The 22,828-nt window shown below is 54.5% G+C and carries 17 protein-coding genes; 7 read left to right on the top strand and 10 right to left on the bottom strand.

The features are described from left to right. Window positions 1-353: 353 nt before the first annotated feature. The 4 genes from DLM_RS23020 to DLM_RS08235 all read right to left on the bottom strand — a co-directional run bounded on the left by DLM_RS23020 (window position 354) and on the right by DLM_RS08235 (window position 4,370). A complete protein-coding gene (locus DLM_RS23020) occupies window positions 354-662 on the bottom strand; it encodes a hypothetical protein (protein ID WP_145985809.1) in 309 nt (102 codons plus the stop codon). Window positions 663-837: 175 nt separating this feature from the next. Next, window positions 838-1,071, bottom strand: a complete 234-nt coding sequence (locus DLM_RS08240; protein ID WP_089084274.1) for a hypothetical protein — start codon at window positions 1,069-1,071, stop codon at window positions 838-840. Continuing rightward, the gene (locus DLM_RS23015) at window positions 1,072-1,755 is read right to left on the bottom strand and encodes a hypothetical protein (protein ID WP_145985808.1); all 684 of its coding nucleotides are present in this window, start codon (window positions 1,753-1,755) and stop codon (window positions 1,072-1,074) included. It lies immediately after the preceding gene. 338 nt (window positions 1,756-2,093) lie between these two features. Then, a complete protein-coding gene (locus DLM_RS08235) occupies window positions 2,094-4,370 on the bottom strand; it encodes a hemagglutinin repeat-containing protein (RefSeq protein ID WP_145985807.1) in 2,277 nt (758 codons plus the stop codon). A gap of 60 nt (window positions 4,371-4,430) precedes the next feature. On the opposite strand from DLM_RS08235, the gene DLM_RS23010 reads away from it, so the two are divergent. After that, window positions 4,431-4,592: a hypothetical protein gene (locus DLM_RS23010; protein WP_231960133.1), complete on the top strand. Its 162-nt coding sequence runs from the start codon at window positions 4,431-4,433 to the stop codon at window positions 4,590-4,592. A gap of 283 nt (window positions 4,593-4,875) precedes the next feature. On the opposite strand, the gene DLM_RS08225 is transcribed toward DLM_RS23010, so the two are convergent. From DLM_RS08225 to DLM_RS08205, 5 genes are all read right to left on the bottom strand, one after another. Beyond that, on the bottom strand, window positions 4,876-5,379 hold the full coding sequence (locus DLM_RS08225; RefSeq protein ID WP_089084277.1) for a hypothetical protein: 504 nt from the start codon (window positions 5,377-5,379) through the stop codon (window positions 4,876-4,878). Between the two features lie 400 nt (window positions 5,380-5,779). After that, window positions 5,780-5,965, bottom strand: coding sequence for a CPCC family cysteine-rich protein (locus tag DLM_RS24015; RefSeq protein ID WP_420000714.1), 186 nt, complete (start codon window positions 5,963-5,965; stop codon window positions 5,780-5,782). A 17-nt stretch (window positions 5,966-5,982) separates the two neighbouring features. Continuing rightward, complete coding sequence (locus DLM_RS24010) at window positions 5,983-13,989, bottom strand: hemagglutinin repeat-containing protein (RefSeq protein WP_231960223.1); 8,007 nt, start codon at window positions 13,987-13,989, stop codon at window positions 5,983-5,985. Between the two features lie 80 nt (window positions 13,990-14,069). Then, entirely contained in the window at window positions 14,070-14,735 is a 666-nt protein-coding gene (locus tag DLM_RS24005; RefSeq protein WP_119313289.1) for a filamentous hemagglutinin N-terminal domain-containing protein, read from the bottom strand. Window positions 14,736-14,770: 35 nt separating this feature from the next. Next, window positions 14,771-16,471 (bottom strand): ShlB/FhaC/HecB family hemolysin secretion/activation protein, encoded by a 1,701-nt coding sequence (locus DLM_RS08205; RefSeq protein WP_089084280.1) that lies wholly within the window; start codon window positions 16,469-16,471, stop codon window positions 14,771-14,773. 480 nt (window positions 16,472-16,951) lie between these two features. On the opposite strand from DLM_RS08205, the gene DLM_RS08200 reads away from it, so the two are divergent. From DLM_RS08200 to DLM_RS08175, 6 genes are all read left to right on the top strand, one after another. Further along, a complete protein-coding gene (locus DLM_RS08200) occupies window positions 16,952-17,242 on the top strand; it encodes a hypothetical protein (RefSeq protein WP_089084281.1) in 291 nt (96 codons plus the stop codon). 125 nt (window positions 17,243-17,367) lie between these two features. Beyond that, a complete protein-coding gene (locus DLM_RS08195) occupies window positions 17,368-18,765 on the top strand; it encodes a GIY-YIG nuclease family protein (protein WP_167467065.1) in 1,398 nt (465 codons plus the stop codon). Window positions 18,766-18,962: 197 nt separating this feature from the next. Next, complete coding sequence (locus DLM_RS08190) at window positions 18,963-19,919, top strand: DUF932 domain-containing protein (protein ID WP_119313217.1); 957 nt, start codon at window positions 18,963-18,965, stop codon at window positions 19,917-19,919. Between the two features lie 88 nt (window positions 19,920-20,007). Further along, the gene (locus DLM_RS08185; protein WP_145985804.1) at window positions 20,008-20,385 is read left to right on the top strand and encodes a hypothetical protein; all 378 of its coding nucleotides are present in this window, start codon (window positions 20,008-20,010) and stop codon (window positions 20,383-20,385) included. Between the two features lie 165 nt (window positions 20,386-20,550). Next, window positions 20,551-21,534 (top strand): YqaJ viral recombinase family protein, encoded by a 984-nt coding sequence (locus tag DLM_RS08180; RefSeq protein ID WP_089084126.1) that lies wholly within the window; start codon window positions 20,551-20,553, stop codon window positions 21,532-21,534. Next, entirely contained in the window at window positions 21,531-22,427 is an 897-nt protein-coding gene (locus DLM_RS08175; protein ID WP_089084125.1) for a hypothetical protein, read from the top strand. The genes DLM_RS08180 and DLM_RS08175 overlap by 4 nt, the downstream gene beginning before the upstream one ends. Here DLM_RS08175 and DLM_RS08170 read toward each other — a convergent pair. Beyond that, window positions 22,414-22,764, bottom strand: coding sequence for a helix-turn-helix domain-containing protein (locus DLM_RS08170; protein WP_119313216.1), 351 nt, complete (start codon window positions 22,762-22,764; stop codon window positions 22,414-22,416). The two genes, DLM_RS08175 and DLM_RS08170, sit on opposite strands and share 14 nt — an antisense overlap. Window positions 22,765-22,828: the final 64 nt, after the last annotated feature.

The raw sequence follows: 22,828 nt of genomic DNA, 5'->3' as shown, positions 1-22,828 counted from the left end.
CCAAACGGATTATAAGTAGATCCCAGTTTACTAGTTACTACCCACGAAGCGCCACCTAAAAATAATCGCGACTAAAATATCCACCCTTCCCACACCTGTACGTATCTACTATCGATAAAATTCCTGCAGCAATAGTAGCAGAGACAAGAGCACCCATGCTATGTCGTTTTACAAGATCAAAGGTTATAGGGTTAGTCTCAAACCCGAGAAGATTAAGAACTGGCGGCATCACAATAAAAAAAACTACAACCCCACAAGCAAATATAGATCCAAATAGAAATAAATTTAATAAAAATCGCCTAATTAAAAAAAACACCACTTTTAATATCACTTTGTCACATCTTTTATTGCATTTAAAAATAGTCACGCCTGAAGTGCCCATCACAGGCACGCAAGTATGTTTCATACGGAGAGAGTATTGATGCCACAATTAACCCGCAAAATATAACCGCATTCACATCTGCTTTAATAGCACTCCATGATGTTGGTTTTGTTTCATATCCAATCCAACTCAAAGCTGGAAGTAAAATAAAATATCCAAAAATAATACACAATAGAAAAATAAGTGAAAAAATAATAAAATTTAATATGAATTTTATTAAAAAATATTTAAGTATTTTTAACATACCTGCCTCATTTAAGGATGCTTCCTGTTTTCTCACTAGTAAATTCTTGTAGTAGATTACCGCCCAACGTACCTCCAAATCCCGGTATCGGACTTGGCCCTTGCCACGACTGTAAAGCCAATAGAGCCGAATAGATTATAGATAGAGGAACAATGTATCCCCAGGCCACATCCACTACAAATTAGTGAACATTAATTTCTCAATCTTTCTATCACATAAATTTCTTTACATCATTCCAAGACAAAACGATACCAATAACCACAGCAGTCACCATTAACCCTATCTCTCGCCAAATTATTGGCAGCAAATCAGGAAAGTTCCATTGCGGCAAAAATACGCCAGAACTTAACCAATGAAATACCGGACCCAACAACCACGCAACGATAAGGCCAATATTGCTCAACAAATAAAAAGAAGATGCATAGAGAATAAACTTCTTAAACATTTATCTTCCTCCATTTATTTTCGACTGACCCCAATCACCAGAGTATTCCTGTAACATACCGCCAATTCCTGTTCCAAAAATTTCCGGTGCTGGATTCTTTGGATTCCATCCCATGATGCCATATGGACCGACCGTCACCCAATCCGGCCTATACCACGGATTAAGGATAGCATTTCCATTCTTAGTAATAATACTACCTCCAGCGTAACCAATAGTACTACCTAAAGCAGCACCTAGCATACCTGGCATTGGAGCTTCACCTCTTACAGAAGAACCAACATAAGATGTAAGTGCATTAAACCCAACGGTCCCACTAAGTGTAGCTCCTGTAGTCCACCAACCAGCGGCACCACTCAATGCAACGCTGGACCAATCTATACTCTGTCCCGGTTTGGAATTGAAAATTTGATAACCATAATTTACACCAGCACCGAGCATTGCACTTATGGACTTTCCTACTGCCGTAGCTTCTGCGGAGACAGTTAACCCCCCACCTGCCGGCAAAAATAATACAGCTTCAGGATTAAACTCTTTCAACGGCTCTGACGCAGCCAACCGTTTAAAACTGAGATCTTCCAATGCTTTTTGGGTATCGCATGCAGCTTTATTGGCTGGCCCACACTCGGCTTTAGCTTTTTTGTAGGCTTCGTTTTCCTTCTCTGTAAATAACCAATTATTCGTCACCTCATTAAATGCTGTCCCTGCACCTGCCGTACCTCCCACTACGCCACCAGCAGCAGTACTGGCCAGCGTAACCAGGCTGTTGTATAGCGCCGGGTTATTCTCCAGCGTGATGCCGTTTTCTTTGAGCAGGCGGCTGGCTTCGACTGCGGTGAGGCTGCCGGTCAGGCGGCCTGCAGCATACCGCCAACCCCTGCGCCAAGAGTTGCCGAACCATAATCAGTCAAAATATATTAAAAAAAATCTTTAAAAAAATAAACAAAGAGAAATATAATGCAAAGCCAATAAACTATTTTCTCTAATTTATTAAATTTTTTATACCTTGTCTCTATAGGCATAATTCACCTCTTGCAAGTAGCACAAATCGTTACAGACGGATTATATGTGTAACCAGGAGTACCGACACCAAGCTCAACGCCAGTCGCACCTCCGATGGCATGCACTATATTCCCACCGACACCTACCGACTTTAAAAATGGTATAGGGACAAATGCGGAGAAAGACCACGCCCCTCCCTGAATAAAATTATCAACGTCCATTCCATTTTTTGCCCCAAATACATATCCATTTACAAATGAGAAGCCTGGCTTTGGCATACTAGACCAGTCCGTCCCTGCAATCGGTCTTGACTGACCATATGAATAATATATTGCACCCGTATAATTATTGACCACTTTGGATACATTACCAATCAATGGAATGTACCCAGTCGATGATGAATAATCGGGCTGCGGCAGTAGTTGATTTGGGGGATAGTAAGCATCATGGTCTTTGCTACCTATCACAACTGTATTCGCATTTTCTCGACTACTAAAATCACCATTTACATTAATCGCAATTTGTAACGCTTTGTCGTAATCAGCTTGACATTGTTGTGTTTTGCATCTCTTCTTGCCTTCAACGATAGCAGCCACTTGATGTGCCAGATCGTTATTCGTCACCTCATTAAACGCCGCCCCCGCCCCGGCACTGCCGCCCACCACCCCACCCGCTGCACTGCTGGCCAGCGTAACCAGGGTGTTGTATAGCGCCGGGTTGTTTTCCTGGGTGATGCCGTTTTCTTTGAGCAGGCGGCTGGCTTCGACTGCGCTGAGGCTGCCGGTCAAGCTGCCTGCGGCACCGGCTGCGCCACCGGTCAGGCCGCCGATGACGGTGTGCAGGCCAATGCGCAGTTTGCCTTGTTCGCCCCAGTCCTGATTGATTTGTTCGGCTTGGGCAAACAGTTGTTGGGCTTGTTGCTCCTGGCCGTCGGCGTGGGCTTGTTTGGCTTGTTCGATCAGTGCATTGGCTTGTTTGATCTGGGTTTCGGCGTATTTCCCTACCGCACTGCTGGCCTGCTGCCCAAAGGTTTGGGTAATCAGTGTTTGTGCGTCGATGTCTTGCTGCACTTTGTCGGCGTCGAAGATGCGCTGGATGCCGCTTTGCGGGTCGCCGGTGCGGGCGGCGCTGTTGCCGGCGATGCCGGCGATGCCGCTGATGCCGCTGATGCCGCTGCGGGTGTCGCTGCCGGCGCTGCCACTGTCGTTGCCAAAGCCGATGCCAGAGCCGGACGGGCTCCACATGCCTTGCAGGTTCATCGATGTGCCGATGTTGAGGCTGCTGCTGCTGGCGTTGTAGTCGGCCTGGTTGTGCAGGTCGGTCATGGCAAGCTGGCCGCCTGTTGCAAACTGGTTGTTGTGGTCCTGCACGGCTTGTTCGGTGCTGCTGATGACGCCGCCGGTGAGGGTGGTGTCGCCCTTGACCTTGACCTTGAAGCCTCCATCGCCCGCCAAGATGCCGCTTTGTTCGCCTACGCTGACAAAGTCGCTATTGACCTTGCTGTTGCTGGCACTGATGCTGCCGCCCATCATGCCGTAGCCAACAGAGAGGCTGCCGCCAACGCTTTGTTGCTTGCTGTCGTAGTGATTCTTGTCTTGCAGGCTTTCAATGCTGAGATTGCCGCCGGCATCGGCGCTAATCTGCTTGCCAGCGACGACCGCGCCTTTAAGCGCCAGGTCGCCGCCGCTGCTCAGGCTGACGTTCTCGCCGGCATTGAGATGGGTGTTGTTGTAGCTGACGCTGTCGCCATCGGCATGGCCCCGGCTCTTGGAGACGCTGGCATTCAGCATCAAGCCGCTGGTGCCGAAGCTAATGCCGATACTGCCGCTGCTGCCGGAGTTCTTGCCATGCTGCTGGTCGGCATCCTGGCTGGCCTGCAGCTGGATGCGGTTATCCGCGGCCAGTGCGATATCCTTGGCTGCTTTCAGGTCGCTGCCTTGAATCAGGATATTGCTGTCCTGGCCAGCGCCGGTGGCGACCAGATTGATGGAGCCTGCGGCAGTGATGCGGCTGCCCGCACTGGTATCCGACGACGATTCACTGTGTGATTTGTTGCTGCTACTGCCCACCGAAATGCTGATGTTGACACCGCCGGCTTTGTCAGCATTGCTGGCATCGCGGGTTTCTGGTTTGCCATCAGCACCGGTCTTGCCGGTTGCGATCTGGTTATCCTTGCCATCAATGGTGGTTCCCTGACCGGCTTCCACCGCTTTGTAGGCAGAGTAGGCCGACATGCCTGTACTGGCTGCGGCCAGCGCCTTCATGCGGGAATCGCTGGTATGGCTGGCTGCCTTGGACATTTGATCGGCGGTCTGGATGGCATTAACCACCGGACTGGAAAGGGCGAGGATCAGCCCGCTTTGCTTGAACCCGGTGTCGGTGACGTTCTGCGTGGTTTCCCGTGCTTCGGTGATGGCAATGTCTTTGGCCCGGATATTGACGTCGCCGCCGCCATTCACGCCCGTGGCCAGTACACTGCTGCCGGTCTGGGTGTATTTCTGGCCTGCTATCAGGGGTTCTAAGCCGGAACCCCGAAACACATGCCAAATTCAGCCAAACGCTTTTCAACAGAGGGTGTTTTGACCGCAGAAACCGCGTTAGCCGGCGCGACGGCCGGCGAGTGGGAACGCCATGACGGCCGTTTCGAGGCCACCTTGCAGCCCAGCTGGACGCAAGAACAAGCCATTGCGTTCGAGGTGGCCACCGAGAGCATCACGATGGTGATCGGCATCCTGCAAGGCGAAATCTACGACGCTGGCCAAGACCACGACAAGGTGTCCAGCCTCCGCACAGAAGTGTCCCATCTTAATCAAAGAGCACCTGCACCGTCATTACTGCTTCACCATCAACTGAGACTTGGCACAGTCTTCCCGCTTCAATAGGCAGAATTGACCCCACCATTAGCTCGGCGACCTCCTTGGCCTTTTCAGTTGAGTAGCCAGGAACGATTTTCTGAATCTCCGCAGCGGTTGCGTTGGGCGGAACGTTCTGCGGCGGGCAGCGGAGCACTATTGGCTTGCCTTTGTGGTTTGCTTGAATTCCAGGCGTGGTTTGGTCGTCGATTCCCTGTAGAACGGTGTCTCCACTAAACTTAAGAACGTATTTGTCATGAGAGAAATTCCCCTGAAGAACGCATAGTTCCGATTTAACTGAATCTTCACCTATCCGTAAGGCGGATGATTTGCATGCAGACTTGTTGGGAGTGGGCCGAATGACAAGCATCTCGTCGCTACTTGCGAAGCTTGAATAGGCCAATGCAATAAAAACGGCAACGAAAAAAGTAAACATCTTTGTAAATCGAAAAATCATTTCCTTATCCTAATCGTTATCGCTACAACGGTGTACCGAAAGCGTCCCGCCCCAGTCCCTAACGTGACATGCCCTTGTCCCGTTTCTGTTCCTTCTCTTGCACGATGCGCTCAAGGAAGGCTGCTTGCAACTTGGCAAACGGCTCCCCTCCTCGGGCAATCACTTGAATTAGGTCTCTCTGCTACTCCGCCAGTTTTTTCGCCTTGCCCCACTCGACCTTGAGCGAAGCCGCCTGCTGCTTGGCGTAAGCCTCAGTTAGATTTAAAAAACCTGGCTGGCTTATTTTGTCATGTCACTTTTACACCGGATGGCCGCAAGTCCCGATTTATGCAACAAAGCCCTTGTAACAGATACTGCCATGAAAACCAAGGCCATTGACTGGAGTCCAATCGCTAAAGTATCACTTCCTCCGTGAGCTGTTAAACCATATTTCCCGCGCCTGGTTAAGGCTAGGCTCATTTGCCCCTCCCTCCATATTCGGTTTTTTAAACTGAACCGGATCATCTTCCCAAAGACAAATTGGACATATCTCATAATCTCCCAAAACGGAAATTGTGCGATTGCCACAGCATGGGCACTCAACCATTTCTACAGAACTGTTATTCATTGATTTCTCCAGTAATTTAAACCGCCACTAGGCTTAAACATGGTCTTGGGGGCTCCTGAGGAGTTTTTGACAGCAAATACATTGTTCGTCGGGTCGTAAATTAGTACATCTCCATTACCCCTCACCTTTGTCAGTGCACCCGGCGGCGGGGAGCTTACAAAGCCTTGAGCAGCATCAACATATTCAGATGCATTTTTATATTCGGGAAACTCATTTCTGTGTTTTGCCCAATGTGCAACAGCATTGCCTGGAGCGGAAAGATTTTTGGTGGCAGACCAATCGCCTATCAGTGCATTTCCTTGATTATCTACTGTTATTTTTTTGATTGTTCCAAGCCCAACTGCCAATATAGATAGTTGCTGATTACTGATTCCCAGTCCTTTTGCATAGTCAGCAGCCGCATCAGCAAGAACCCCTTGTATCGGATTACCTGATGTCCCAGTTAACAGTGCATAACGCTCTTGTTCACTCAAAGGATGTCCGAAGAGTAGCTGTTCAAATCCAGCCCTCTTTGCATTGTCCATGGCATAGAATTGCTTTTCAAATGGGGTCTGCAAGCTTGGATTCTGACGAATTACATCCAAATAATAGCGAGTGTCAGTTTCTCTTGGAGTTTTGCTGTTACCAAAAGCCAAGTTTGCTACATCAACACCGCCCTGGGCCAAGTTCTGGATTTGATTATACGCAAGTGCCGCATCATTAATCTCTCGCATATGACTATCCAAACAAGATCTTGTCTGGCAGGCGCGCATAGCTTCTGAGTTGGCATCTGATAGTTTTGTAGCCTCGTCAACTGCAGTCTTCACACAACCACTATCATGCACAGCCCGACAAGCGGCCACTTTTTTTGCCAAGTCAGCGATCTGCTGATGCTTGAGATAATTATTTGTAACCTCATTGAATGCTGTACTGGCCCCCGCAGTGCCACCAACCGCTGCACCAGCTGCCGTTCCAGCCAATGTGACTAAGGCATTGTAAAGTGCGGGATTATTTTCTTGTGTAATACCGGAGGACTGAAGCAAGTCAGCGGCTTGTGCTGCCGTCAAACTCCCCGTCAAGCTGCCTGCAGCCCCTGATGCACCACCTGTCAGTCCACCTATAACGGTGTGAAGCCCAATACGGTAAGTACCGTTATCGCCCCACTGATCGCTGATCTGTTTGGCCTGAGCATCAAGACTGTCCGCTTCAGCATCATTCCCCTCAACCCGGGCCTTAATTGCCTTGTTCTGGATAACATTGGCCTCTTTCATCTTGTCGGCTGCATAGTCCCCCACCAGTTTGCTCGCCTGTTGACCGAAGGTCTGGGTGATCTGCGCTTGTGCGTCCACCTCCTTCTGTACCTTGTCCGCATCAAAGATCGGCTTAAGGCCAGTCTGCGCATCTCCCGTGCGGGCGACGGTATTGCCCGCCACGCCGCTGATGCCGCTGCGGGTGTCGCTGCCGGCGCTGCCACTGTCGTTGCCAAAGCCGATGCCAGAGCCGGACGGGCTCCAGGCACCCAGCGCGTTCATGGACGTGCCGACATTGATGCTCTCGCTGCTGGCCTGGTATTCCGCATGGTTGTGCAGGTCTGTCATGGCGAGCTTGCCGCCCGTTTCGAACTGGTTCTTTTGCGCCTGCACGGCCTGTTCGGTGCTGGTGATCACGCCGCCAGTGAGCGTGGTATCGCCTTTTACCTTGACGTTGAAGCCGCCATCGCCCGCCAAGATGCCGCTTTGTTCGCCTACGCTGACAAAGTCGCTATTGACCTTGCTGTTGCTGGCACTGATGCTGCCGCCCATCATGCCGTAGCCAACAGAGAGGCTGCCGCCAACGCTTTGTTGCTTGCTGTCGTAGTGATTCTTGTCTTGCAGGCTTTCAATGCTGAGATTGCCGCCGGCATCGGCGCTAATCTGCTTGCCAGCGACGACCGCGCCTTTAAGCGCCAGGTCGCCGCCGCTGCTCAGGCTGACGTTCTCGCCGGCATTGAGATGGGTGTTGTTGTAGCTGACGCTGTCGCCATCGGCATGGCCCCGGCTCTTGGAGACGCTGGCGTTCACCATCAGGCCACCGGTGCCGAAGCTAATGCCGATACTGCCGCTGCTGCCGGAGTTCTTGCCATGCTGCTGGTCGGCATCCTGGCTGGCCTGCAGCTGGATGCGGTTATCCGCGGCCAGTGCGATATCCTTGGCTGCTTTCAGGTCGCTGCCTTGAATCAGGATATTGCTGTCCTGGCCAGCGCCGGTGGCGACCAGATTGATGGAGCCTGCGGCAGTGATGCGGCTGCCCGCACTGGTATCCGACGACGATTCACTGTGTGATTTGTTGCTGCTACTGCCCACCGAAATGCTGATGTTGACACCGCCGGCTTTGTCAGCATTGCTGGCATCGCGGGTTTCTGGTTTGCCATCAGCACCGGTCTTGCCGGTTGCGATCTGGTTATCCTTGCCATCAATGGTGGTTCCCTGACCGGCTTCCACCGCTTTGTAGGCAGAGTAGGCCGACATGCCTGTACTGGCTGCGGCCAGTGCTTTCATGCGGGAATCGCTGGTATGGCTGGCTGCCTTGGACATTTGATCGGCAGTCTGGATGGCATTGACCACCGGACTGGAAAGGGCGAGGGTCAGCCCGCTTTGCTTGAGCCAGGTATCGGTGACGTTCTGCGTGGTTTCCCGTGCTTCGGTGATGGCAATGTCTTTGGCCCGGATATTGACGTCGCCGCCGCCATTCACGCCCGTGGCCAACACACTGCTGCCGGTCTGGGTGTATTGCTGACCTGCTACCAGCGTGACATCGCCAGAGATGGCACCAATGGTGCTCCCGGTGGCCTGGGTCACTTTGGTGCTGCCATCCTGGCCCTGTTCGCGGCTGCCGATGGTGATGCCAAAGCCGCCACTACCCATCAGGCCGGATTTTTTCTCAACGTGATGGTTGATGTACTCGTCAGTGGAGCGGGCTTCCTTGAGCGTCAGATTGCCACCCGCTTGCAGCAAGGTGCCTTGATCGCTGACCACCTGACTGCCGGTCAACGTCATGTCTCCACCGGCAACTGCTTTGACGGTCGTACCGGACACGCTACTACCTTTGGCGGTAGTTTGTTGGTCGTGATAGCGCTCGTCGATGGTCTTACTGGAAAAGATGCCTTTTTCCGTATGGTGACCCTGCCAGTCAACCGTACGTGTTTGTTGGCCGCTGTCCAGAGCAATGTTCTGGCCAGCCTGCAACAGGACTTGCCCTTTATCGCTAGAAAGATCCGCTGCTACGGCCCGGATGTCGCGACCAGCCACTACCGCCAGATCGCCTTGTGTATGAATGGTACTGCCTGCCTGATCTGTGGCGGCACTTTGAGACCAGTTGCCGCCATCCCAGAACAGGTTGTGTTGCTGAGAGGTATCTACTGTATTGATGGCGACATCCTGGCCAGCCTGCAGCAGGGTACTCCCCCCTTTTGCTTGGTTTTGCAATTGGGCCCCGGATAGGGTCAGGTTTTGCCCTGCCGAAACCAACATTTGTCCGGCACCGCCATCTACATACAAACCTGCAACCCGATCAACCGTCGTTTGTTGCAGCATCGTATTGCCACTACCCTGCTGTTGGCTGAAGGTGGTGCTAGCGACATTGATATCCCGACCGGCGGTCATCGCCAGGCTGTTGCCCGCCTGAACCGTGCCACCCTGGTTATTGATATCGGTGACAGCATTCAGTGCAACATCCTTGCCTTGCAATCGCCCGCTCAGATTACCCAGTGTGTCGGCATTGACGGCCAGCAACTGACGTCCGGCAATTGCCCCTTGATTATCCAGATTCTTGTTGAGATTGATCCTGACCTGATCAGCAGCCAGAATCGCACCGTTGTTCGCTAGGTCGCCAGGCTGCATCTTTACGTAAACCTGCGGTACCAATACTTGTTGGTGCTGTCCATTGGGCAAAGTCACTGTCTGGGCAACCAGCCAGACAATATCACTAGTGAGCAGGGCCATCTGCTCGGGCGTCAACGCAACCCCAGGCACCAGTTGATGGGCTGCCGCAAAGGTTTTGCCACTGTCCATGAGTGCACGATATTGATCTTCATCGCTGGCATAACCGGTCAGGAAGCGACGGCCAGTGAGTTGTGCTACCTGATCCCGAATCAGTTGCTGCTCGTAATAGCCATCACCCAGGCGTTTCGCGGTGGTGGCTGGATTTGCGTTGAGCCCGTTGAGCAAGTAATCGGACCCCAGCCATTGCTGCTGATTGGTGAAGGCCGGGTCGGTCTGTATCAGCGCCGCCACGCCATTGGGCGACAGGCTGAACAAGCTGTTGCTTGGCAAGTGGACATTGGGAGAACTGGTGATGATGGCTCCGGGGATGCCGCCGGAGCCGGGCTGCACGATCACCGTACCATTGCTGGATCCGCTGACATTGACAGTATTGCTACCAGGCTGCGGTGCCGCCAAAGGATTGGGACCGGTGCGCCCCTGATCCAGGTTGTTAGCGCTACCGGCGTTGATCGTCAGGCTGGTATTCCCCTGGATGCTGGCGGCCACGCTACCGATGGTTTCCCGGATATCGGCTTGCGGGTTGGCAAATGCACTACCAGCGTAGGTATAACTGGTGACATCAAAGTGGTGATCCCGATACAGAGTGGCTGCGGTATTCACCACCTTGCTACTGCCCACACCATTGCTGGCACTGTCAATCAGCAGATTTCCACCCGCAGCGATCTGGCCATAGCGATTGTCGAGCAACTGGCCTGGCTCCAACACCATATCGCCACCGGCACGAATGGAAGCAACAGCACCGGCATTGCTGGCCAATACATCATCTATAGCCGTGTGATGACTTACACGAGACCGTTCGTTCAAAGCCTCTTGTGTCGGGCTCTGTGTTCTGTTGACAATGGTGTGTGTTGGATCCGTCAGTTGATAGGGCCCGATCAACAACACGCAATTGCTACTGCAGCTACCGTACTGCGTGTCATAGCTTACGGCATCAGTCTGGTAGGAAAAATAAGGTGCTCCACCTGTGCCGCCCTGACCATGTAGCAGAGCAAAGGGGTCAAAGCCGTTAGGACTTTGGTCCGGATTGATCACACCATCCTGACGCAGGGTGTAATAAATAGTTTGGGTTTTCGGCTGATCGATGTTGATGCGCCAACGTTCTCCGGTCATGCCCCAGCCACGACCATTAGCAAAGAAAAAACTGCTGGTTTGCGGGCTGAGTTTGACCACCGCACGACCCAGTACCTTCCCATCCGGTGTGATTATCTGGTCGTTACTGACAATGTCGGCGGGGTCAACAAAATAGATTTGGGAAGCGCGATAGTTGGCTGAGGCATGAAGATCACCACCATTGTGGCCATTTCCTTGCCAGGCAGCCAGATTCATGTTGACGGTCTCGTCCAAGCTAGCCTGTTGGCTAATGGCAACCCGCAACCGCTCATTACGGACAGTGTCGGCACTGATCGCCATATTGCCCTTGGATTCAATGATAGCGGACTGATTGTCGACCAAAGCCGCACTGCCGCTGACCACTCCGTTCGCATCTACCACACCGCCAATTGCCATGGCACCATCGCTGTAGATCAACGCGTTTTCACCATTGGTGAGCCGGGTGGTGCCGATGGCCAGGTTCTGCCTGCCGGCGATAACGGCAGATTTGCCGTTTTCCTGCAGGTTATCGATCTGCGTGGCAGACAAGCGGATGTTGTCGCCGTATATCCTGCCGGAGCCGGCATTAAGAATTTGCTGTCCGGACTCTATCGACAGTGTGCCGCCGTCGATCAGGCCTCGGTTCTCTACCAGGCTATTGGCGGTCAGTGTCAGGTTGCTGGCACTGATTTCACCTTGGGCAGCATTATGAATATCATTGGCCTGCAACTGAGCCGAATTGCCCGCGCGTATTGCCGCCTGATTGTCCAGTCGCCCCGGTGTGCTGATGCTCAAATTGTGGCCGGCCTGAACATCTGCCTGCACTGAGAGATCTTGCAGCACGGACAGGCTCAGGTCTCGCCCTGCGCTCAGTGAACCGACGCCGGTCAAGCCGTTGGCGGTCAGCGCCAAATCCTGGCTGGCGGCGACGCTGCCGCCGTCCTGGCTTAGCGTGGTCGTTGCAAGGCTGATGGAACCGCCTGCTGCGATCTGTCCGCCGGCATTGTTGGTGGCACCACTCAATACGAGCTGTGCCGCCGAGTTGGTGAGGATGCTGCCCTGGGCATTATTCAGGCTATTGGTCTGCAGCGTCAGGCTGCCGGCCTGTATGCCCAACTGGGTATTGCGAGTGGCACTGTTGTCAACATCCCCAGCCGTCACCTCCAGATGCTGACCACTTTGCAGCAAACCCTGCTGGTTATTCAGCGCGCCCTGGTTCAGTTGTACCGTCAAATCGCCAGCGGATTGCAATTTACCTTGATGATTGTCGAGTGATCCGGTGCTAATGCTTGCCGTCCCCTCGCTCACCATCTGGCCCTGGTTGCTGACACTGCTTTGAGCTGTCACCTGCAGACCGGTTTTGCTGCCGATGTAGCCCGCCGCGTTGTCCAGGCTACCGGCCTTGAGCGTAAGTTGTCCGCCGCTGACCATACCCTGCGCGCCGCTATCCAGATTGCGAAGCTGTGCGCCCTGAGTGTCCACGGACAGGGATTGGGCGGCTTGAATGGCCCCTCGTTGATTCAGCAAGGCGCCGCTGTGAATGTCCACTTGTTGGGCGCTAATGGTGGAGTCGGTATTGCTCAGCTCTCCACTCTGTACTGTCAAAGCAGCGGCCTGAATCCGGCCGGCATTGCTATTGGTCAGTGTGGCGGTCGACAAGGTCATGTTGCCGCCGGCCAGTATCCCTTTCCCGCTGCCGCTTTCGGTATTGAGCAAGTTTTGACCTTGCGTGTTGAGGCTCAAGGCATTGCTGGCCGCAATCACCCCCTGCTGGTTATTCACCGCGCCGGTGGTGGCCGATACATTCGTGCCGACGATACTGCCCTGGCGGTTGTCCACTGCACCGCTGTTGATTGTCAGCTGAGCCGCGTAGACCTGACCGGCCTGATTGTTCATCGCACCGGCTTGCAGTTGGACATCACCCTGACTGCCAAGCTGGCCCTGGCTGTTGTCCAGTGTGGCACTGGTCAATTGCAAGAGCCCGCTCGATGCCAGTTTGCCGCCAACATTCAGAATACGATCGGTTTGAATATGCGCAGACGCTACGTTCAAACTACCACCGGTGTTATCCAGTTGACCACCACGGACCTGAAGGTTACGAAGCGCCATGGCGCCATAGTTGCTCAGCCCTTGGCTGCTGCTCAGGTCGATGCTGCCATTGGCAAGCAGACTCCCCTGGTTGCTTAACAAGCCCGCTACCGTGATTTCTCCATCGGGCAGGACCTCGGGCGCAACGGGTACGGTGGAAACGGCCGACGAACCGCCCGGCGTGACGGCGGGTAGATCCATGGTGACCGTGCTGCTGGATCCAGACTGCCCAGTCCCACCACTGCCCGAAGAATCCGGAATCATGCCGAGATTGCCGCTGCTTTGCATGCTGCCAGCAGACAGCGCTAGTCCCTGGCTGCCGGTTTGTCGTAACTGGCCCGCATTGGTCAAGGTGTTGGCAGCCAGTTGGAGCCGCTGTCCACTGACAATGCCCGTCGCTGCATTGCTGACGTCAGAGGCTTGTGCTTGAATTTGGCGTCCCGCGTTGATCACACCTTGATTGTTCAGAGCACCAGTAGACACTTGCATGTCCTTGGCTGACGACAGCGTACCGCTATTGTTCAGGGCCGTTGTCTGGACTGACAACGCACCACTCTCCTGGCTGGCAATCCTGCCGCTGTTGTCCAACCAGCCATTGGCTTGCAGCGTCAGGCCATCTTGCTGGGCAATAAGCTCGCCCGCATTGCGTGCGCCTACACCCTGTTCCGTGGCCAGCAAAGTGATCTTGCCGGCATACATGCCCCCCAACGCCGCCACGTCCAGCGCATAGCCTGGCACCGTACCCGTCGACGTGACGCTGCCCGACACTTCTCCATCCGCAGTCAAGGAATTACTGCCGACAACCACTTTCAATTGCTTGGCCCATAAGCCGGCATTCAGCTCGACGGCGCGCGCCAGTACCGTGGTGTAGTCGCTCTGGTTGTCGTTCAGCCCGCCCCCACGACTTGGACCATACCCGAACCAACACGATACCCCTCAAGACTACCTCCAGACAGAACGGGAGTGCCTGCGGCAAAAGTAGTACGACTGGCATTCAGTACGCTGACACCATCAAATACCAGGCCCGCCGGGTTGGCGATAATAAGGTCCGCTCTTGCGCCGGCGATCTCCAGAGTTCCTTTGATGATTGACGGGTTCTGGCTGTTGACTTGGTTGACGATCACCCGCGCATTACCGGTGCTTAGCCAAGGGTTCCCGCTGACCCAACCCGCGCTTTGTGTTTGTACGGAGGCGCGGCTATTGTTGAATACTGTTGCCGCCGTGGTGGTATTGAACTGGCTATACTGATTCATCGAGATCCCACCAGTTGTCGGGGTCTGGATATTGATCTGCACCGAGCCATTGGCCGTATTCAACACCGTAGGGCGTTGTGATGCCGGGGCGGTGGGGTCGGCAGTAATCTGTGCGAAGGCGGGCTGTCCCAGCGACAGCAACATTGTGACCACCAGCGGGCGCACCGTCCAATAAGTAGCCGATGACTGGGATCGCACTCTCAAGCCCCGCTGTCCGGCTACAGATGAGGCAATCTCAGGTACTGCCATGAGCATAGCGCGCAAGGCATTGAAAACGAGACGATAGCACTGCTGATTCATGATGAAGGTCCAAACAATTCGAATAAGGCGTCAGTTCAAAAGCTGGTAGTGAGGTTGACCCCCCCCGTAGTGCGCGGGGTTCTAAGATGCTCGGGATAGCCAAAAGGCTGGCTGACAAACAAGTCGTATGACACACCGAAGCATTGGCCTCTAACACCTAGCGTTCCACCCGCTAGGCGTTGCCCTTGCAACAAGGCTGCAGAAGGCCCGCTCACGCGGCCATAGTCGTAACCCAGATAAAACTCCATTCCGGCCTTGAACCAACCCAAATCGTTGCGCAGAAACCAGCCGCTTTCCGCACTCAACTGGTTCTCGCCGTTGTAACCGCGAACGGTATAGCGGCTGCCTATAGAAAACCTATCCTGAGGAATCAAAGGGGTATCGTTCCATTGCCCACGAAAGCTGGAATTCACGTGAAAAGATTCCCCAGCTAGACGAAATGGCACTTCTAACTGGGCATCCGCCAGATAAAGGCGCATGCGGGAAGTGCCTTCGTTGAAGGCCTCTTCCGGTGCGGGCTTGGATTGCAGCGCGCCCGTGCCCTGGCGGTATCTGAGATTGGTATCCAGGGTGGCGGCCCCCAGATACTCCCGATGGCTCAAACCGAACTCCCATCCCGCCATCCGCCGCTGTTGCACGTCAATTTCGGCATCATCAATGTAGCTATTGGCGGTTCGTTGCCACCCTTTGAGCGTCATGGACGTCTTACGTACGGCATCCCGATAGATCACGCGTGAAAGTAACAGCTCGTTGTTCTCGCTTTTGCCGTGGTACATGTAGCTCTGATAGGCCCCGGCAACCGATTGGCGGTACTCGTTATGGCTGAATGTCATGCCCAGCAACCAGTAGCCGACTGGCAGGCTGTAATGCAGCGTGTCGCTCCAACTTCCCCGATCTCCGGACTGCCCTCCGCCCAAGGACTGGTTGTGGGAGGCGTAGAAAAGATCATTAAGGGTCAACAGGTTGTCGGCGGATACGGTGACATTGCCTTGGTACAGCCCGGTAGACTGACTACCGCCGTCGTCAACCGACAGGGTCAGCCGATAAGGAATGCGCTCTTTCCACTGTATTTGCAGGTCACTCTGATTCGGTGCGGCATCCGGTCCTGTTGCCGGCATGATCTGAATATCCGCATCCGTGGTGGGCGTACGCTTGAAGTTCTCAAGGCCCTGCTCGATGTCGCGAACATTAAGAATGTCGCCCTCTTTTGCTGGCATGGCGTTCCACAGCGTGGCACGCGGCGAGGTGCCGTCGGCAAAACGGATGTGCTGTATCCGGCCCGGTAAAAACGTAAAGGTCAGTACACCTGTGGAAATATCCTGCGGTGCCAGCAAAACGCGTGACGTTACATAGCCGCGGCCAATCAACGCGTTTTGCATACGATCCTGAAGCTGACTGATAGCTTTCTGGCCCAGGCAGCGGCCCTCCAGGGCACCGTCATGAGCCTGCACAGCGGTGAGCAGCCAAGAGAATGCCGAAGCCTGATCCCCCACCACTTTGAGCTGTTGAATCTGGAAACAAGGAAATTCGTTGGCAGGAAGGGGATCCATTGCACTACCGGACATACCTTGCTGGAGGCGGACATCGGGCGCGATCTCCTGCTCTTGGCGCAGGCTGCGGGTCCGTTCTTGCTGACGAAGGAACTCCTGATCAGAGAGTGAGGTGGCGATAGCGTTAGGGGGGGAAAAGCTTACTATTAGCAGTAAGCTGCAGGTGTACAGAGGACGAAATACCATTTGTCAATTATTACTAATATTTTTTAATTAATTTACATTTTAAATGACATTGATATGTGGGGGTCAAGCGATCGCGGTGAGCTACATGCCAATCACTCTCAGTTAAAACAGACTGGGCAAAGAATAAAAAATTGAAATACCCACCGCGGCTGGCACAGCAAGTGTCTCTACGTGGAAATACGGAAACATCCAGAAATGTTGTTAAATGGCAACATTTTTACCAACAGATCCTGACAAATGTCTGATGCCTCATCTGGTTTGACCTTTGGAGAAAAGGTGGACTAGAGTTGTGCCGTGATCCGCCATTACCTTGACTCAATCAAAAACCCTTCTTTGCCCGAAGCAGGGCTTTATCGCTCTTCATTTCAGGTAGGAACACAGATGCCCAAACTCTTCATCACCGTTCCTGCCCTCCGCCGCACGGCGGATCATTAAGCGTTGCGCGCACACTTGGTGCTGGATGCTGCTCGAAATGAGCGTATGACGGTCAATCAAGCCGGAGAACTGGGCTGCTATCTCGAAACAGCTTGGCAAGGCGCGGTCCGGTCGTTCAAGTCGCCCCCGAACAAACTCTTGCAGGCCAAACTGGTGATGGTAGATCTGTTGAGCCAGTGCCTAGCGGAAGCCGATGCCATGACTATCACTGAACAGCAATGGCAGTGCCTTTGTGATGGTTTGAACTGTGCCGATGGTGTCTGGCAGCGCTTATCGGCCAACTCGCTGCTGGAAGCGATGCGCAGTATCCGGCAAGCCATTAGCCACGAAGACTAATCATTTAGCATTAAACAAGGTATGGTTAGCCTTTTAGCCCTGCCTCCGTATTTCCAATGCCCAGTGACAGCCAGATCGCTACAAAGAGACGCTGGTACCGTGAAGATGATAGGTGCCCCAATTGCATGAGTGGTCGAATCACCTTTCGCAGAAACCAGCAAGATGGCCGCGTTTTCTTTGGATGCTCCAACTACTATCGGTCTGCTTGCAAGTTCAATGCCGATATCCCTGAAAGACCCGGCTATGTCTACGTACTGGCCAACCCGGGCTATCATCAAAACGGCGTACCCATCCTCAAGATTGGTTACACCACCAACACGATGGTGGCGAGCCTGGCACAGATCAACAGCACAGGGGTGCCATTCGAATTCCAGGTGAAATATCAGGAGATAGTGTGGAAGGCATGGGCGACCATGCATCAAGCCCACAAGTCCTTGCACACCAAACGCCTGAATCCTGACAGTGACGAACGGGATTTTTTTGTCTGCACCATTGAAGAGGCGATCGCTGCCGTTAAGACTGCGGTCCAAGGAGATATCAGCTATAGAGCCGAGCGACCGCCAGTGCCTGACAAGGATGACGACGATGTCGACTCAGAGGCCTTGCAGGAGCCGGATGCTGCCGAGCAGGAGGCCGCAAGAAAAGCATGGTCCGAAAATACTCGAACAGATACTCCTGGTTATGTTTATGTGCTCACCAACGAGGTCTACCACTATCAGAATGCACCTCTCCTGAAGATTGGCTATACCGGCTGGGAGCCTCAGAATCGTGCCGATGCTTTGTATCATTGGGAGCATAAATCCCGTAACTACCGGGGCGTACCCCAGCGCTTTAACGTTGCTTTTTTCGCTCGCTTCGAGCATGCATTTGATGCTGAACAGCGGGTCCATGAGTTATTGAAAGCATCTCGCGTGAATCATCGGCGCGAGTTTTTTTCCTGCACGCTGGAAGAGGCAAAATTAGCCATTCAGGCTGAGCGAGATCGTGAAGTACTCCAAGACATCCCTGCTAAAATCATCCTCGACTCAAGTCCCGTTCAGGTTGAAAAGCAAGAGCTAGCGCCTCGCCCTGCACCTGCACCTGCACCTGCACCTGCACCTGCACCTGCACCTGCACCCATCATCGTCGCTCCCGTACGTCCTGAGCGTCCACCATTGGTGCTCTCGCCGACCACCAGCCATCATGTATCCCCCAAGCACTGGCGCCCTACCCGTCGGCAGGTCATTGCAGGCTTGATCCTTGCCGGCTTTGTTTCCGCAGTTGTGCCTGGCTATCATTTCTTATCCAATTGGCTCTCATCGTTACAGACGCCAGCCGCAACACAAGCACCAGCGCCGGCGCCGGCACCCCATCCCAAGCCCAAAAAAGCGCATGGGCATCCCAAAAAGAAGAAGAAAAAACACAAAACAGCAAAGGTTACACCGCCAGCCGAGGGCACACCCGAACCGCCCCCCCAATACGAGACACCTCAGCCCGCCGATATTGCGCCCTCCAATCAAGCGGGAGACGCGACTCCAGGCTGACGACGTGCACAATGATACCGAGGATCCTAGTTTCCCAGCAGGAATGGGCCATTTCCTGGTCCTGCTTGCCAAAGGTATCAAGCTAATTATTTTCAGACCTATATCACCCCCTTGAATCAGCACAGCGACTCCCGCCTCGGGGGTCTTTTATGCCCTGGCCTCCGTCTTGACGGGGGCCATTTTCATTGGAGTGATCTATGTCCCATCTCATCGAATCCATGGCCTTTGTCGGGGCCACGCCCTGGCATGGTCTGGGCAATCCGCTTTCTCCCCAACAACCTTTGGAAGTGTGGCTGACTGAAGCCGGCATGGACTGGCGTATCGAGCAGAGTGATGTCTTGTTCAACGTAGCCGACGACGGCATGCACATCCGGCCGTTTGCTGATTCCAAGGTGCTGTATCGCTCCGACTCTCTGGCACCACTGTCGGTGGTCTCGCCGCGTTACAAGGTGGTACAGCCGTCGGAAGTACTGGAGTTCTATCGCGACCTGGTCAGCGCCGGTGGCTTTGAGCTGGAAACCGCTGGGGTATTGAAGGGGGGCCGTAAACTGTGGGCACTGGCCAAGACAGGGCAGGAAGCCCTGCTCAAAGGCGGTGATCGGATGAAAGCCTATTTGCTGCTAGCCACCAGTTGTGATGGCACGCTATGCACAACCGCCCAGTTCACGTCGGTACGGGTGGTGTGCAACAACACCCTGCAGATGGCAGTGAAGGATAGAACCGGCGCGGTGAAGGTGCCCCACTCCACTGTGTTTGATCCGCAGTCCGTGAAGGATGCGCTGGGCCTTGGTCTGTCCGCTTGGGACCGCTTCATTGGGAACATCAAGCAGCTGTCGCAGCGCTCGGTTTCTCCTGAAGAAGCCTGTCAGTTCTTCCGCGAGGTGCTGGATGAGCCATTGGCGGAGGGTACGGAGGATGCAGTCACCTCGAAGGCACTGCAGCAGGTGTCGGCACTGTATAGCGGTGGTGGCATGGGTTCAATGCTAGCCGGTACTCGTGGTACGGCCTGGGGGCTGGTGAATGCGATGACCGAGTATGTGGATCATCGCCGTCGTGCTCGCAGTCAGGACTACCGGCTGGATTCCTCCTGGTTCGGTCAGGGTGCGCAACTCAAGGGCAAGGCGCTGGAACATGCACTGGCCTTGGTGGAGTGATGCCATGGCCTCCGTGCAATCCATTGCTTTGACCGCTGCGTGTTTAACGGCAGGGATGCGGGACTTCTGCTCCTGGAACGGCTTGGGTGTGGCATACGACGGTCCGGATGCCGAGCGCAGCCTGCTGGTGATCTGGGGTGCTGGCTGTCTGGAGCTGCATGACGAACTGGTGCAGTACGCGCCGATGGTGGCAGCCCTGGCAGATACCTTGTACGACCAGCTGAATCAGGCTGCACCGGGGGTGTGGCATTACGAAGTGACCGAAGCCCTGGGCAGTGCCATTGCCGAGTGGATCGTCTTGCATAATGGCCAGCCCCCTTCCCTCGATTGGGTCAAAGCCTGCCTGGTGCGGCTGGCTGGGGAATTCATGCTGCGTGGCCAGCCACAGCAGTGGCCGGCTATTCGTCAAATCCTGTTGACGCTCTCTCCTGAGCTGCCGGTAATCGTGCCGGTAGCACCATCGTGAATCTACGGTTGGTCTGATGTTGGCCTGATTCTGTCTTGTTGGTTCTGTTGTCCTGCCCTGCTGTCGTTTCTCTTGTTTCTACTCTCCCACAGCTTCCCCCTATCAAACCTATCGCCCGGTCAGCCTTGCTGCCGGGCTTTATGCCTTTATAAGGAGTGTTTTGCCATGGCTGAACGCTACGCACAGGCCATTCGTCTGGCCTCTACCCTGAAGTTGTCTCGTGATGAATGGCTGCGCATCCGGCAGCTGGGCATTGGTTCTTCCGATGCCGCCCCGTCCATTGGGCTGTCGCCCTACAAATGTCCGCTGTCACTGTGGCTGGAGAAGACGGGTCGCAAACAGCCGGAGGATCTGTCGGAGAAAGAGCCTGTCATCTGGGGCACGATTTTGGAACCCATCCTGGCCCGGGTGTATGCCGAGCGTACCGGTCGCAAGGTACGGCGGGTGAATGCAGTACTGCAGCACCCGAAGCACCGTTTCATGCTAGCCAATCTGGACCGGGAAGTGCGCTGTCCGGAGGAAGGCTGGGGCATTCTGGAAATCAAGACCGCCAGTTATCACTCAGCCCCGCAGTGGGAGGAAGGCATCCCGGTGGCCTATCAGTGTCAGGTACTGCATCAGCTGGCGGTGACTGGCCATGACTGGGCTGATGTAGCAGTGCTGATCGGTGGACAGGATTTCCGGATTTATCAGGTGAATCGCGATGAAAACAAGATCGCGGATCTGATCGCCCGAGAAACGGTGTTCTGGCAGCACGTGGTGCTGGACACCCAGCCAGCACCGGATGGGTCGGATGACGCGGCGTCAGCCTTGTCCTGGCTATTCCCACGTGATGATGGTCAGACCATCGATCTGTCGGAATCGATTGAGGGAAATCGACTGTTCTCAGCCTTGTTGGCAGAGCGGCAGCGTAAAGAGGATGCAGAGGCCAAGGAGGCGGCCATCCGGCAGCAGATCCAGAACGTGCTGGGTCATGCCTCTGCGGCTGTGTTTGAGTCTGGCCGTATCACCTGGAAGCGCGCCAAGGATCGCATTGCGCCTGATGTCGAACGCTTGTCGCAAGACCACCCCACCCTGCTGGCCCAGTACAGCAAGTCCATTGCCGGTTCCCGGCGCTTTGTCATTCAGACTGAAAGGAAAGCATCGTGATTAAAGGTCTCACCATTACCCCGCCCGTGATCGGGCGTATCAGCATTGGCAAGCTGGTGCAGAAACAAGAACGCTGGCTGCCGGAGAAAGACGACAGCTTTTCATTGACCACCCAGGTGCAGAGCCGGGATGGCTGGTTGCTGCATCCCTTGCACCAGGCGCTGTCGGAACAGGCACAAAACGGCAAGATCCGCGCCATTCCGATCCAGCTGCTGTTCAACGACAGCGAGCTGAATCTGCGTGCCGAATACAGTGCCTTCGACCGGAATAATGGGCGTCCGGTGTGTGTCGGTAACGGAGAGACAGCACGACGGGTAACCAGTCAGGGCATGGAGGAGATTGGCTGTGCCGGACCAGACCGTTGTCCCTTGGCCAAGGAGCTGGGCTGCAAGCTGTATGGTCGGCTCAACGTACAGGTGGAAGGTCAGCAGGATGAGCTAGGCAGCTTCATCTTCCGCACCACCGGCTACAACTCGGTGCGTACCCTGGCAGCACGGCTGAAGTATTACGAAGCAGCCAGTGGCGGTAATACCAAGCACCTGCCGCTGCTGTTACGTCTACGGGCCAAGAGCACCACTCAGTCGCACCGTACCCCGGTGTACTACGTGGATCTAACCTTGCGCGATGGCCAGACCTTGGCCGAAGCCGTCAGTACTGCACGCAAGGTAGCAGATGAACAGCTGGAAGCTGGTATCGACACTGCCGAACTGGAGCAAGCCGCCCGGCAGTTACTGCAGAACGGCCAGTTCGAGGATACCGAGGAGGAAGTACCGCTGCTGCTGGAGGAGTTTTATCCAGCAGTGGAAGGTGCTGGTGAACCGGAAGAGAAGCCGAAGGCGATGTCTCGCCCTACCCGGCTCTCTTCCAAGTTGGGTACCGTTAAGACGGCTTAGCCAGCCGGTTGGTCAGTTGTTCCACCATCGCCAGCACCATCTCCCGATCTGCACTATCCAGGCGGGCCAGCATCTGTGCCAAGTGCTGCGCCTGCTCGGCCGGGCGGTTGCTGGACTCCACCAGCAAGGCTGAAGCATCGCAGTGGAACAGACTGGCCAGTTCCAGCAGGCGGGCCACGGTCGGCATTACCAGTCCCCGCTCCATACGGGATACCGCTTCATTGCCGATCTTCAGTTGTTCCGCGACCTGTTCTTGGGTCAGTCCGGCGTCCTGCCGTCGTGCCGCAATCGCTTTGCCAACACTCAGGGACAGCGCGTCCACCTTTATTTTTGCCATCTTATTCTCCATTCCACTCGAATGGTGGCAAATCACCCCATTGACATGAACATCCCACAGGGAT

It is taken from the genome of Aquitalea magnusonii (assembly GCF_002217795.2).
In the GTDB taxonomy this organism is placed as follows: domain Bacteria; phylum Pseudomonadota; class Gammaproteobacteria; order Burkholderiales; family Chromobacteriaceae; genus Aquitalea; species Aquitalea magnusonii_B.
The sequence above is the reverse complement of the archived record's forward strand: the minus strand, read 5'-3'. Positions and strand labels throughout refer to the sequence as shown.